The organism is Ruegeria sp. G5 (assembly GCF_056533365.1).
This window is the reverse complement of sequence record NZ_JBQFOK010000002.1, coordinates 97,944-111,345: the sequence shown is the minus strand read 5'-3', so window position 1 is coordinate 111,345 and position 13,402 is coordinate 97,944. Positions and strand designations below refer to the sequence as shown.

Here is a 13,402-nt window from a genome sequence, read left to right as displayed (position 1 = left end):
GTTACCAGCGGCGCATGCCAAGATACGCTTTGAAAGTCGAATACCAAGGGGAACCGTTCGCAGGTTGGCAACGGCAAAAGGATCAGCCGTCCGTTCAGGGCGCGATCGAGCAGGCCCTGTCACGCATCCAGTCGGGCGCGCATACAATCGCCGCCGCCGGTCGCACGGACGCCGGAGTGCACGCATTGGGTCAGGTCGCCCATTGCGATCTGGACAAGGAATGGGATCCGTTTCGTTTGTCGGGTGCTTTGAATTACCACCTTAAGCCGCAACCGGTCGCTATCGTGCAGGCTGCGCGGGTTGACGACGATTGGCATGCGCGGTTTTCAGCGCTTGAGCGGCAGTACCTATTCCGCATTCTGATGCGCCGTGCGCCCGCGACCCACGACGCGGGCCAAGTCTGGCAGATCAACCACCAGTTGGACGTGCCTGCGATGCAGGCGGGCGCAGATATGTTGATTGGCCGGCATGATTTTACCACGTTCCGCTCATCGATTTGCCAAGCTGCAAGCCCGGTAAAAACCCTGGATGAATTGCGGGTCGAGGCCGTCACCGGGTTTTCCGGGCCAGAGGTTCATTTCCACGTTCGGGCCCGATCGTTCCTGCACAATCAGGTGCGCAGTTTTGTTGGCACTCTGGAACGTGTCGGCGCAGGCGCGTGGACGCCGCAGGATGTCCGGATTGCGCTTGAGGCTGCCGATCGCTCGGCCTGCGGGCCGGTTTGCCCACCGCAGGGCCTTTATCTTGCACGCGTCGGCTACCCTAAGCCGGTATTCGACTAGATCGCTCGCAACAGCAGCCCGCTGGCAATCACCGCAATCAACAGACCCGCGACCAGTTCGATCGTAGGGGCGAGAACTTGCGCAAAACGCGTGGCCGAGGCCGAGGCAAGCAACCCGCCACGCAGGCCAAGTGACGTCCAGCCGACCAGGGTTGTGACCAAAGCCGTGCCCAAGGCCATTGCGAAAGCGCCAGCCACCCCAACCATCGCAATCCCCATTTGCCATGTCAGAATCAATACGAACAACGCGCCGGTGCAGGGGCGCGCCGCAATGCCTGCAATCAATACCGCCGCTTCTTTGAACGAGCCAACTTGGGCAACCTCTTCGGCCGTCGGGCCATGACGATGACCACAATCAGAACAAACGTCGTGATCGTCATGGTGGTGATGGTGATGGTTTGATTTATCCGCCCGATATCGCTTGGCAAAGCTTCGCAACGCCCTGAAAACCAGCCACAAACCGATCGCTACGATCGCACCATAGCTGATGGGCGCCATGACTCGCTCGGTGGTTCCAACCAGGCTTTCACGGGACATCTGGAAAACCAGAACACCGGCATAGACCAGCACAACCGCCGTTACGGCCTGTCCAAGACTGGACAGAACACTGATTGCCGACAGGCGCCAGAACGCAACGCGTCGACCCAACCCATAGCCCCCAATCAATACCTTGCCGTGGCCGGGTCCGATTGCGTGGAAAAACCCATATGCAAAACAAACCGTCAACAGTGTCGCGACCGCCTCAGGTTGTTCGGCCCGCGCAGCGCGCAGAGAGCGGGCAATCTGGTTCTGAAACTCGCGCTGCTCACCCGCGGCCCAGGCTGCGAGGTGATCAAACCCTCCGCTTCCCCAGAACCACAGCAGCAATCCGATCGCCAGAGTTACGGGAACAATCAGGTACTTGGACATGAAACTCTGATCTCGGTTGCAAAGCTTTCGCCGACCAGTGGGATATCATTCTCTGCGAGGTCGTAATCGGCATCCAAGGTGCGTAAGAAAGCCTGCATTTGCGCCAGTTGCCCGTCTATGTCCGGATCGACCCGGTCGATCTGGCACGCCTCAGGCCCGGTTACCGTAACCGCGCGCGTCACTTCGTAGGCCGTGTAATAGGATTCATCAAAGGGCTTTGCGGACAGATCGACCGCAGCCACTGCGCCACCCTCGACAGCGCGAAGATGGGACGTCACGATGCGCCCATCTTCGGTCGTCGCACTGGGCTCCAGCGGACCGGAAAGGGTCACAGGCTGTCCGTCTGCCGTTACAACCAAGTCGCCGTTATAACCGTCAATCCAATGAGCATCGAAACCGGCGAGGAATCCCTTTTCACCTTCGGTCAGAATACCGTCGGCATCCTGATCCAGCTTCATGTCCTCGAGCACCAACAACGAGTAGAACTCGTCATAAGCCCAAGTGACACGCACATGCGTCAATTGCCCCGTCTCATCCACGATGAATTCTAACCCTGTGTCGATAAAGACATGAGGGTGGGCAAGCGCCGGGATCGGCGCACTCAAGGTCAATAGGGTCACAAACCAGCGCATGCGCGAAAGATAGGGGCTTGGCCCGCACGGGACAATGCGCATTTGCGTTAGCGTGCGGAAACCGGCCTGTGATTACCGGGGCGGGAACAGGACCAGCGTTTGCAAGGCCGTACCAACGGGGCCCTCGGTGTCGTAGAGAACTGACTGAGACATGCCGATTCCTGATGGCTGCCAGTGGCAGATGGAATCCGATGCCAGCCAGTCCGATACCGGCTCGCGATGTACCTGGACGGTCAGATCGGTATTCATGAAACCCATCTCAGTCGTTGGCGCATTCCATGAAATCCCGTTACCGCAATCCGCCAAAGGACACAGCGCTTGTATCGGCGACTGCATTTCATCGGCAAGCAGTTGCGGTGTCCGCATCCAGACGACCTTGGGACCAACGCCCTGATTGCCACCCGCCGGATACAGAATCTCGGAATGGTTAGCGAAGCCTGGCAGGTCGTGACGTGTCTCACCAATCGGGAACGGGCCGGTAACGGCGTCCGCAAGCCGCGGAGCCGGCAAACTGACGTTGGGAACAGCGCCCAAATCCCGGCGCACCAGATGCATCGTTGTGGCTGTTGCGCATAAGGTGTCGTCCAGATCATGCACCGTCACACGGGTTGTCGCCAAGGTTTTGGTGTGGCGCTTGGTCTCGGCGGCCACGCGCAAGCCCGACAGGGGTAGCGGGCGCAAAAGATCAACGGTCAGACGGGTCAACATCTTGTCCGGGCCGACCTCGGTTTCGGCTGCGCGCACGATCAATCCACTGACGGGACCCGCGTGACAATGATCCGCTGACCACGGCCCCCGCGCAGGATCGTTGCCCACAAAAGCGCCGTCCGCGCTGACGTGGAAATAGGCCTGCTGGGTCAGATCCGGGTTCGATACCATTCCAGCCCTCAGACTTTTTCCTGCGTGTGCTTTTTCAGTTCGGCCCGGGCAACTTGGCGGCGATGCACCGCGTCGGGCCCGTCCGCCAGCCTGAGGGTCCGGACATGAGTCCAGGCGGCGGCCAACGGGGTATCCTGACTGATCCCCTGTGCGCCAAACATCTGCACCGCCTCGTCAATCACTTTGAGCGCCACGCGCGGGGCCACGACCTTGATCTGGCTGATCCAAGGGGCCGCAGCACGCGCGTCGCCCTGATCCATGAACCACGCAGCTTTGAGACATAGTAAGCGGGCCATTTCGATCTCCATCCGGCATTCGGCAATGATGTCGAAATTTGCCCCAAGCTGCGCCAGCTTTTTGCCAAACGCCTCACGCTGCAGCGATCTTTTGCACATCTGTTCCAAAGCTATCTCGGCTTGACCAATAGCGCGCATGCAGTGGTGAATGCGCCCGGGTCCAAGACGACCTTGCGCGATCTCGAACCCCCGCCCTTCACCCAACAAAATGTTCTGGGCAGGAACACGGACATTGGTGAAACGGATGTGCATATGCCCGTGCGGGGCATCGTCGTGGCCGTAAACCTCCATCGGGCGCAAAACCTCGATCCCGGGCGTGTCGGCGGGTACAACGATCATCGACTGCCGTTTGTGCTTGGGCTGCTCTTCACCCGCGGTTTTGACCATAACGATGTAGACTTTGCACCGCGGATCGCCTGCCCCTGATGACCACCATTTTTCACCATTGAGGACATAGTCATCGCCATCCCGAACGCAGGACATTGCGATATTCGTCGCGTCGGACGACGCGACATCCGGTTCGGTCATCAGGTAAGCTGATCGAATTTCGCCTTCCAGCAACGGTTTCAGCCACTGCTCTTTCATGCGCTCTGTCCCATAGCGCTCAAAGACTTCCATGTTACCTGTATCGGGGGCCGAGCAGTTGAACACCTCGGCACCAAGCGGTGTTTTCCCCATTTCCTCAGCGAAATAGGCGTATTCCACGGTGGTCAGACCAAAACCCTTGTCGCTGTCCGTCAACCAGAAGTTCCACAAGCCCGCAGCCTTGGCCTTTGCCTTGAGACCTTCCAGAATTTCCGCCTGCCGGGCCGTGTACTGCCAACGATCGCCCTTGCTGATTTCCTCAAGATACTCTGCCTCAAGCGGCATGATCTCATCACGGATCATATCCACCACGCGTTGAAGCAACTGGCTGTTTTCCTCGCGCAGGCCGAATGACATGCTCATGGTTTTTCCTCCTCCGACCCGGTGCGCGGGCTTTACCTTTGGCCTGAGAATGACTTAGCTGCCGATGGAATGTCCAGTTGGGTGACGGAACGTCAATTCAGACCAAATGACACAGGGAGTGGCCAAAATGGCGTTGTTGATTGAAACAGGGTTGTCCGATTGGATCAGCGACAAGGAAATCGCCGACCAGATCCGAGAGCTGCACCCAGACTTGGACGTAAGAACGCCAGGCGATATCGGAAACGCAAACGAGATCACGATGATCGCGCTGGTTGGATTAAGTCAGGATCAACCGGCCAGACTTCCGAACCTTGAGCTGGTTCAGAAATTGGGGGCCGGGGTGGAAACCATCGTCGGAAACCCCGCGCTGCCGGATCACGTGCGTGTCGCCCGTCTGAAACCCGATGCACCTGCGCAGGGCATTGCAGAGTGGTTCGTTGCCTACATCTTGCGTCATCAGCGGCACATCCCGTTCCACGAAGCCGCCCAGCGCCGCGCCGAATGGGTTCCAAAGGCTCCGCTACAGGCTGCTGAGACGGTGGTTGGCGTGTTGGGGCTTGGTCATATCGGCGCGCGAAGCGCCAAAATGCTGCGAGATGTCGGCTTTCAAGTCATGGGATGGAGCAGATCGCCAAAGCAGATCGAAGGCGTCACTTGCTTGCATGGAGACGACGCGTTGCCCGAGCTGTTGCGCCAATGCGATCATGTCTGCGCCATCCTGCCTTCGACACCAGACACCATCGGTTTGTTCGACGACCAGATGCTGGCCAAAATGAAGCCCGGCAGCCAATTGCTGAACGCAGGGCGCGGTGATCTGATTGACGAAAGAGCGTTGATTGAGGCCCTGAACACGGGAACGCCGGGTCATGCAGTGCTGGACGTTACTTCAACAGAACCCCTGCCCGCAGACAGCCCGTTGTGGTCGCATCCCGGCGTCACGATCACGCCACACGTTTCAGGCTGGCATTTGGGCGACGCAATGCGAGACGTGGCCGAGAACTTTCTGCGCCTGAAAGCGGGTTCGGCATTGTTGCACGAAGTTGACCGTACGCGCGGCTACTGACCTGTGATCAGGGCGTCAGGATCCAGTTGCCCTCGGCCGTCCGGCATCTGCGCGTTCTGACTTCGCGGGTTTGGTCGGTGTCTCCGGGCTGGACGACGTGCTGCAGGTACACGCAATTGTCTTTGACGTCTTCTACGCGAATGGTTCCCTGCGACCCACTGTCCGCGTTGGACCAAGCGCGCTCGGTGCCGACCTGAGGCGTGCCACCTTCAAACATCGCATCCGCCGTGGCGTTCACCACGTTAAAGTCGTCCGGGCTCAATCCCATTTCTGCAATGATTCTGGACAGTGGCTTGGCTTCGGCAGCCATACCGGACACTGCAACGGCCATCGCCGCCAGAATGGTCGTAAATCGGGCTTTCATGATCGCCTCGCCTTTTTCGAAATAGATTTGCGTTCAAGGTTATACCGGCAACAGGTTGGGGCCAAGCCCTGTTGCCCAACCTTCAAATAATCCCGAACAAACCTATCGCGACTCTGACGCTAGGAGAGAAAGATCAATCCGCCCATAGTGCCCAAAACATCACCCAGAGGCACCGAATGGCACAGCCAAGCTACTATGCGCCGACAGGCGGACATCCCGGACAAGACCAGCTTTTGACCGACCGTGCCATGTTCACGGACGCATATGCCGTCATCCCGAAAGGCACGATGCGCGATATTGTGACCAGTTATTTACCCTTTTGGGAAGAAACACGACTTTGGGTTCTGTCGCGGCCCCTCAGCGGCTTTGCCGAGACGTTCTCGCAGTACATCATGGAAGTGCAGCCCGGCGGGGGAAGTGACCGCCCCGAGACCGATCCACAAGCCCAAGGCGTTTTGTTTGTCGTCGAGGGTAAGGTAACATTGGTTCTTGCAGGAGACACACACACGCTCGAAACCGGGGGCTACGCCTATATCCCTGCCGGTTCGGACTGGAGCTTGCGCAACCACGGGCGCGATACTGCGCGGTTTCACTGGGTTCGCAAGGCTTATCAAGGCGTTCCGGGCTTGCCCGCCCCGGACCCGATCATCACGAACGAACGCGACATCACCCCAATTGCCATGCCCGGAACCGAGGGGCGTTGGGCCACGACACGCTTTGCTGATCCGCAGGACCTGCGTCACGACATGCACGTCAATATTGTCACCTTTGAACCCGGTGGCGTGATCCCATTTGCCGAAACACATGTCATGGAACACGGGCTTTATGTGCTTGAGGGTAAAGCCGTTTATCGCCTGAATCAGGACTGGGTGGAAGTCGAGGCAGGCGATTACATGTGGCTACGCGCATTTTGCCCACAAGCCTGCTACGCAGGTGGCCCCGGGCGATTTCGGTATCTGCTCTACAAGGATGTAAACCGCCATATGCCGCTGACTTTGGCAAAACCCTGAAGCAGATCGTCCTTTTTCCGCGTCAGGGGTTCACAGAAGCCTCTGAATCTGGTGAAATAACCACGTTTTTTAGCACTGGAGATTGTTCAATGGTACTGCGCGGTTCACTGCTTACACTGGCGGCAATAGTCGGCCTGACGGCTTTTGACCCAACCCCCGCTATCGCGAAAGAAGAAAGCAAGTCGGTGTCTGTCTTCAGCCGCACCTGGGCGATCACGCAGGTTTCCGAAGCTCCGGTCGTGTATCGTGCAACGCGGGACAATAACAATCTCAACCCCTTTGGTCCGCCCCCACGCCTGCGCACGCTGCAAGCGATTGCCGCCATTCAGCAGGCAACCGGGTGCAAGCCGATCGTCGGAAGCATGTATCAAAACATCTCAGGACAGTTCTTTTCGCAAGTCAGCTGCAACTAACCCGGGCGCGAAACGGGCATTGAGCTTGGCAGGGCGCGCTGCCATAGCTTGCGCATGAAACTCGCGATCAACGGATTCGGCCGTATTGGCCGCACAATTCTGCGGCAGCTTTTGGCTATGCCGCAGAATGCAGGCATTGAGTTGGTGTTGATTAACGACATCGCCCCGCTTGAAACCTGCACCTACCTGTTCAAATACGACAGCACCTTTGGTCCCTACCCAGGCCTTGTTGAGCACAGCGTGACAGACCTCGTGATTGATGGCCGAGCCATTCCCGTGACGCACAGCGCCGACTTGTCCCGCGTCGATCTGACAGGTGTAGATGTCTTGATGGATTGCACAGGGGTTGCGCGGACTTCAGATGTCGCGCGCCAGGGATTGACGGCAGGCGCGCGTAAAGTGCTGATCTCTGGCCCCTCGCCTGCGACCGAGGTCACAATTGTTCTGGGCGCAAACGAAGATCAGTTGGGGGACGCCTGCGTCGTATCGAATGCGTCTTGCACCACCAACGGGCTGGCACCGCTGGTCAAGGTTCTGGACGGGATGGCTGGCGTCGTATCGGGGCATATGACGACGATCCACTGCTATACAAACAGCCAGCCAATGGTCGATGCCCCACGCGGCGATCTGGCTCGGTCGCGCGCCGGGGCATTGTCGATGGTTCCCACGACCACCAGCGCCATGCATTTGATTGACGAAGTTCTGCCTCATCTGGCTGGTCGCATTTCGGGCGCAGCGGTTCGTGTGCCCACAGCTAGCGTCTCAGCCGTCGATCTGATTGTGACTTTGAACCGCAGCGTCGCCGCCGACCTTTTTCAAAAGGAACTACGCGAAGCAGTCGTAAAATCTGCGGTGTTGGGTTGGACGGATGAACCTTTGGTCTCGTCCGACTTGCGAACGCGTCCGGAATCACTCGTCATCGCGGGACCTGAGACGCGCCAAATCGGTGAGCATCAGGTGCGTGTCTTTGGCTGGTACGACAACGAATGGGGATTCTCTGCCCGGATGCTGGATGCCGCCAAACTCATGGCCGAGGGCTGAAACGGCCACAGCGTTCTGCCGCCCGAAAGGTTCTATGATTAGTCGCTGGTTTGAGAGAATAACCCCAGAAGCCAAATGACTGGCGAAGTATTCGCTATTTCATAGGACTGCGCCGATCACTCTACGATCTCATACGGCGTATCGAACCAATGTTCTTCAAGGTTGGGACCGTCTCCGATCCGATCGACCACCGCGAACAGGCCCGGCCCATGCAAAGGTGTCAGAACCCCGTGCCACGTTCCGCGGTGGTAGTTTATGGCCTGACCCGGAGAGGTTATGAACGCCGTCAGCGCACCGGGTTTGCCCTTTTCATCCGTTGCCACAACGACCAGAAAGGGTTGATGTGTCATGGGAATAAACGCCTGACTGCCGTCCGGGTGGCGTTCGACCATTTCTAGTTTGTAGGGCATCGAGCGTGGATTGGCGTCGAACAAGCTGATCCCTGCGCGGCCATCGGACATGTCCAATCGCGCGCGATCATGGAACCGCTCACACTGACCCTGATTGATGATCTTATCCGGCGCGCCAGAAACCTCGATGACATCCCCGAACGGGGCGAAAGCCTCAGGTGTCAAAAGAACCGCTTTGACCTGCTTCATGATGGCAGAACGTCCCGCAACCGAAACTCGGCGATGCGTTCAACCTGACGGCACGCTTCGGCAAATTCCGTGTCGCGATCCTGTTCGATCCGGCGTTGAAACGATTGCAATATCCCGATTTTGTCGTGATCCCGTACCGCGATGATGAAAGGAAAGCCAAATTTCTGAGTGTACCGCGCATTCAAATCGGTAAAGGCTTCACGCTCCTGATCTGTGAGCGCATCCAACCCTGCAGACGCTTGTTCGGACGTGCTTTCCTGGGTCAAACGTTTTGCCTGCGCCAGTTTTCCCGCAAGGTCGGGGTGCGCGGTCAAGACACCCAAACGTTCATCCTCCGAGGCCGACCGGAACACGCGGGACAGCGCGTTGTGCAGCCCCCCGGCAGTATCATGCGCCGGCCCCAGCTCAAGGTCGTAGGCACGTTCGGCGATCCAAGCGGAATGTTCGAATATACCACCATAATGAGAGACAAAGCTCTGACGCTCCATTTGCGACGGCTTGGGTCGGCTTGCGGGCGGATGGGTCGCCGCCCAGTGTTGCGCGATCTGCAAGCGCGTCGCGAGCCAGACGTCACTGTGCCCTCTGGCGTAGTCCAGAAAGCGTTTCAGAGCCATGATACGCCCGGGCCGTCCAACCAAACGGCAATGCAGCCCAACGGACATCATCTTTGGCGCGCCTGCGTGTCCTTCGGCATAGAGCGCATCAAAACTGTCCTTGAGGTAGCAAAAGAACTGGTCCCCGGCGTTGAATCCCTGCGGTGTCGCAAACCGCATGTCATTGCAGTCAAGCGTGTAGGGAATAATCAATTGATCCTGCCCGGACACAGCAGTCCAATATGGCAAGTCATCGGCGTAAGTGTCTGAGACATAGTCAAACCCGCCCTCTTCAACGACCAGCCGAATTGTGTTGTCAGAGCATCGCCCTGTGTACCAACCCCGGGGGCGCGTACCGGTGACTTCGGTGTGCAAGCGGATGGCCTCGGCGATTTGAGCGCGTTCTTCGTGTTCGGGCATGTCCTTGTGTTCGATCCATTTCAGCCCGTGGCTCGCGATCTCCCATCCAGCAGAGTTCATAGCGGCGACCTGATCCGGTGAGCGCGCCAAAGCGGTCGCAACCCCGTATACCGTAACCGGCAGGTCGTTCATCAGCCGGTGCAGACGCCAGAACCCGGAACGCGCCCCGTATTCGTAGACCGACTCGATATTCTTATGCCGCTGACCGGGCCAAGGAACGGCCCCAACTGTTTCGGACAGAAAAGCTTCGGACGCGTCATCCCCGTGCAGAATACAATTCTCACCGCCCTCTTCGTAATTCAACACGATCTGAAGGGCCAGCTTTGCACCACCCGGCCACTTTGGGTCCGGCGGGTTGGCTCCGTAACCTATCAAGTCCCGGGGATAACGTGGGGGCTGCATAATTGTTTTCGCCTTCATATTTCTGCGTGATCTACGCTTTACCTCAGAAACCAACACAGGATTATCAAATCAATCCGAACGCTGTTTCCTTTTCTTTCGACATTCCCAAAGTTTCAGGATTTAACCCAGACTATGTCAAACATTTCCGAGCACGAATGCGGGATACCCTGCAAACAGCTTGAAATACGGCTAGAAAACAGGAGAGCCCCTTGGCTGGATATCTGACAACCCATGTATTGGATACGGCGCGCGGTTGCCCCGCAGCAGGGCTTCGGATTGCCTTATTTGAAATATCAGACGACAGACGGAAACTGGCAGAAGTGCAAACAAACGAAGACGGCAGAACGGACAGCCCCATTTTGCCCGCGGACGCATTCAAAACAGGAACGTACGAGCTTGTTTTCTTTGCCGGAGACTATCTGCGCGCCACAGGCCAAACTGCCGATGATCCGCTGTTTTTGGATGAAATCCCGATCCGTTTTGGCATGTCTGACCCCAAGGCGCATTATCACGTGCCGCTTTTACTGTCGCCATATGGCTATTCGACCTACCGGGGCAGCTGAGCGGAAAACCAACCTCTCCCGCCCGTCGTACGCCCCTTTAGGGGCTTCTCCGGTTGGGCCAAGCGCCGCACCTTTCAGGCGCGGCGCGGTTGCGCCAGACTGTTAGGGGTTTTCTAAGGAATGAGGTGCGACCGCGCTGCGGCGCTGCCGCAGCGCCGGACCCAACTCTGTGCAGCGCCCGCAGGGCGCCAACAGAGGCGGGAGCACCTATGGATCGATAACCTCAGAGCCGATCACTACCTTGCTGATACGCGCGATCATAAATTCCATAAACAACCGCGCTTTTGGGTCCTGATGGCGGCGATGGGTGTAAAGACACGCCATCTGCACCGAAACAGGCGGTGTTTCGACCGCGACGGGAACAAGTCGCCCGGCTTTTAGATATTCGGCCACTTCGAAGATCGGCTTCATCGCGATCCCCTGCCCAGACAAAGCCCAATCTGTCAGGACATCTCCGTCGTCGCACTCGAACCGGCCGGATACCGCGAAACGTTTGGGGCCGTCCGACGTTTCCAACACCCACTGAAATTCCGACGCGCCGGGAAATCTCAGGTTCAGACATTCGTGTTTGTTGGCAATCAACTCTGCCCCCGTGCGCGGCATACCGCGCCGTTCGACATAGCTGGGCGACGCGCATAGCACCCTTTGGCAATCGGCAATCTTGCGAATACGCAGGGTGCTGTCTTCGGGCTGGCCTATGAAGAATGCCAAATCCAGCCCTTCTGTTGTTAGGTCCACGGACCTGTCCGTCAGGCGCAATCGGACGTCAATTTCGGGGTAATTGGCCAGAAAATTCGGCACATGGGGTGCCAGCAAACGCCGCCCGACACCCAGAGGTGCGGCGACAAACAGCGACCCTCTGGGGGCTTCGGTCAGATGGACAACTTGCGCCTCGGCTTCATCAACCGCGCCCAGCACCGCAACCGCACCCGGATAGAAGGCTCGCCCCTGCTCTGTCGGTGACAGGTTCCGCGTCGTCCGCTGAAACAGGCGTACGCCAAGATGATCCTCAAGCTGAGAAATCCGGGCCGAGGTCACAGCCGGCGAAATACGCAGGTCGCGGCCCGCAGCCGACATGCTGCCCAAATCATAGACCCTGACGAACGTACGGATATTGTCGAGATAGGACATCTTATCGTTTTTTTTGATACAGTTTGACAATATACGGGAATACCGAAGAAAAGCCCATTTGCCTAGTGTGACGGCAAGTTACCGGAGAGACTCCTGATGTTCGAATTCGCCGTATTCTGGGATTGGATGGCTTTTGCCGTGCGCTGGCTGCACGTCATTACCGCGATCGCATGGATCGGGTCATCCTTCTACTTCATTGCTTTGGATCTTGGCCTGAACCGCAATATCCCCGGCCCCGCCGATGGTGAGGAATGGCAGGTTCATGGGGGCGGCTTCTACCACATCCAGAAGTACCTTGTGGCACCCGAAAAGATGCCGGATCACCTTACCTGGTTCAAATGGGAAAGCTATGCAACCTGGTTAAGCGGCGCGGCCCTGCTGATGATCGTCTACTGGGTCGGCGGTGAGCTGTATTTGATCGACGCTCAAAAGGCGGATCTGGCGCTGTGGCAGGGCATCCTGATCTCGGCCGCTTCGCTCACTGTGGGTTGGCTGATCTATGATTTCCTGTGCAAGTCCGGACTGGGCGAGCGTCCAACGTTGCTGATGGTATTGCTGTTTGCTCTGCTGGTGGCGATGGGCTGGGGGTACAATCAGATTTTCACGGGCCGGGCCATGATGTTGCATCTGGGTGCATTCACCGCCACGATCATGACTGCGAATGTGTTTTTCATCATCATGCCGAACCAGCGCATCGTGGTCGACGATCTGAAAAACGGGCGTACGCCTGACCCCAAATACGGCAAGATCGCCAAACTCAGATCAACGCACAACAACTACCTGACGCTGCCGGTGGTTTTCCTGATGCTTTCGAACCATTACCCGCTGGCTTTCGCAACGCAATACAACTGGATTATCGCCGCTTTGGTTTTCCTGATGGGCGTCATGATCCGGCACTATTTCAACACACGCCATGCCCGCACCGGAAACCCGACCTGGACATGGCTTGCGACAGCGCTGCTGTTCATCGCGATCATGTGGTTATCCACCGCGCCAATGTACAAACCGCTGGAAGAAGCCGAGGCCCTCCCCCTCACCCCTGCTCAGCAGAAATTCGCGGCAGCAGACGGGTTTGAAGACGCCCATGACATCGTACTGGGTCGGTGTTCAATGTGCCATGCACGTGAACCGGTTTGGGAAGGTATTCTATGGGCCCCAAAGGGGGTTTTGCTGGAAACGCGAGCGGATATCGCGGGCAATGCAAAACAGATTTATCTTCAGGCCGGCATAAGCCACGCCATGCCACCTGCCAACGTTACCTACATGGAGCCCGCAGATCGCGAAGCGATTATTCGATGGTTCCGCAACGCCGGGTCCTAGTGCCGATACGCAAGCACCACATCCGGGGTAAAATGAGA

15 protein-coding genes are annotated in these 13,402 nt (G+C 57.7%); 7 read left to right on the top strand and 8 right to left on the bottom strand.

Features of this window, described 5'->3' with window-relative positions; genetic code table 11:
- The first annotated feature begins 14 nt into the window (after nt 1–14).
- Complete coding sequence (truA, locus tag ACR0BD_RS03600) at nt 15–782, top strand: tRNA pseudouridine(38-40) synthase TruA (RefSeq protein ID WP_480828941.1); 768 nt, start codon at nt 15–17, stop codon at nt 780–782.
- On the opposite strand, the gene ACR0BD_RS03595 is transcribed toward truA, so the two are convergent.
- From ACR0BD_RS03595 to ACR0BD_RS03580, 4 genes are all read right to left on the bottom strand, one after another.
- The gene (locus tag ACR0BD_RS03595) at nt 779–1,690 is read right to left on the bottom strand and encodes a nickel/cobalt transporter (protein WP_480694753.1); all 912 of its coding nucleotides are present in this window, start codon (nt 1,688–1,690) and stop codon (nt 779–781) included. The genes truA and ACR0BD_RS03595 overlap by 4 nt on opposite strands.
- A complete protein-coding gene (locus tag ACR0BD_RS03590) occupies nt 1,675–2,322 on the bottom strand; it encodes a DUF1007 family protein (RefSeq protein ID WP_480707053.1) in 648 nt (215 codons plus the stop codon). Before ACR0BD_RS03590 ends, ACR0BD_RS03595 begins: the two co-directional genes overlap by 16 nt.
- A gap of 72 nt (nt 2,323–2,394) precedes the next feature.
- Entirely contained in the window at nt 2,395–3,201 is an 807-nt protein-coding gene (locus ACR0BD_RS03585; RefSeq protein WP_480828940.1) for a thioesterase family protein, read from the bottom strand.
- A gap of 8 nt (nt 3,202–3,209) precedes the next feature.
- Complete coding sequence (locus tag ACR0BD_RS03580; RefSeq protein ID WP_480828939.1) at nt 3,210–4,445, bottom strand: acyl-CoA dehydrogenase family protein; 1,236 nt, start codon at nt 4,443–4,445, stop codon at nt 3,210–3,212.
- 127 nt (nt 4,446–4,572) lie between these two features.
- Here ACR0BD_RS03580 and ACR0BD_RS03575 point away from each other — a divergent pair, with 127 nt between their 5' ends.
- A complete protein-coding gene (locus ACR0BD_RS03575) occupies nt 4,573–5,508 on the top strand; it encodes a 2-hydroxyacid dehydrogenase (RefSeq protein ID WP_480828938.1) in 936 nt (311 codons plus the stop codon).
- A 7-nt stretch (nt 5,509–5,515) separates the two neighbouring features.
- Here ACR0BD_RS03575 and ACR0BD_RS03570 read toward each other — a convergent pair whose 3' ends face one another.
- Complete coding sequence (locus ACR0BD_RS03570) at nt 5,516–5,872, bottom strand: hypothetical protein (protein WP_480828937.1); 357 nt, start codon at nt 5,870–5,872, stop codon at nt 5,516–5,518.
- Between the two features lie 176 nt (nt 5,873–6,048).
- On the opposite strand from ACR0BD_RS03570, the gene ACR0BD_RS03565 reads away from it, so the two are divergent.
- The 3 genes from ACR0BD_RS03565 (at nt 6,049) to ACR0BD_RS03555 (ending at nt 8,336) form a co-directional block, all read left to right on the top strand.
- Entirely contained in the window at nt 6,049–6,882 is an 834-nt protein-coding gene (locus ACR0BD_RS03565) for a bifunctional allantoicase/(S)-ureidoglycine aminohydrolase (protein ID WP_480828936.1), read from the top strand.
- Nucleotides 6,883–6,971: 89 nt separating this feature from the next.
- On the top strand, nt 6,972–7,295 hold the full coding sequence (locus ACR0BD_RS03560) for a hypothetical protein (RefSeq protein WP_480828935.1): 324 nt from the start codon (nt 6,972–6,974) through the stop codon (nt 7,293–7,295).
- A gap of 54 nt (nt 7,296–7,349) precedes the next feature.
- Entirely contained in the window at nt 7,350–8,336 is a 987-nt protein-coding gene (locus ACR0BD_RS03555; RefSeq protein WP_480828934.1) for a type I glyceraldehyde-3-phosphate dehydrogenase, read from the top strand.
- 116 nt (nt 8,337–8,452) lie between these two features.
- On the opposite strand, the gene ACR0BD_RS03550 is transcribed toward ACR0BD_RS03555, so the two are convergent.
- Entirely contained in the window at nt 8,453–8,935 is a 483-nt protein-coding gene (locus ACR0BD_RS03550; protein WP_480828932.1) for an ureidoglycolate lyase, read from the bottom strand.
- Nucleotides 8,932–10,350, bottom strand: coding sequence for an allantoinase PuuE (puuE, locus tag ACR0BD_RS03545; protein ID WP_480828931.1), 1,419 nt, complete (start codon nt 10,348–10,350; stop codon nt 8,932–8,934). The genes ACR0BD_RS03550 and puuE overlap by 4 nt, the downstream gene beginning before the upstream one ends.
- 209 nt (nt 10,351–10,559) lie before the next feature.
- On the opposite strand from puuE, the gene uraH reads away from it, so the two are divergent.
- Nucleotides 10,560–10,913, top strand: a complete 354-nt coding sequence (gene uraH / locus ACR0BD_RS03540) for a hydroxyisourate hydrolase (RefSeq protein WP_480828930.1) — start codon at nt 10,560–10,562, stop codon at nt 10,911–10,913.
- Nucleotides 10,914–11,120: 207 nt separating this feature from the next.
- On the opposite strand, the gene ACR0BD_RS03535 is transcribed toward uraH, so the two are convergent.
- On the bottom strand, nt 11,121–12,044 hold the full coding sequence (locus ACR0BD_RS03535; protein WP_480828928.1) for a LysR family transcriptional regulator: 924 nt from the start codon (nt 12,042–12,044) through the stop codon (nt 11,121–11,123).
- A gap of 96 nt (nt 12,045–12,140) precedes the next feature.
- Between ACR0BD_RS03535 and ACR0BD_RS03530 the strand changes: the two genes are divergently transcribed.
- Nucleotides 12,141–13,364, top strand: a complete 1,224-nt coding sequence (locus ACR0BD_RS03530; protein ID WP_480828926.1) for a urate hydroxylase PuuD — start codon at nt 12,141–12,143, stop codon at nt 13,362–13,364.
- Nucleotides 13,365–13,402 lie beyond the last annotated feature (38 nt).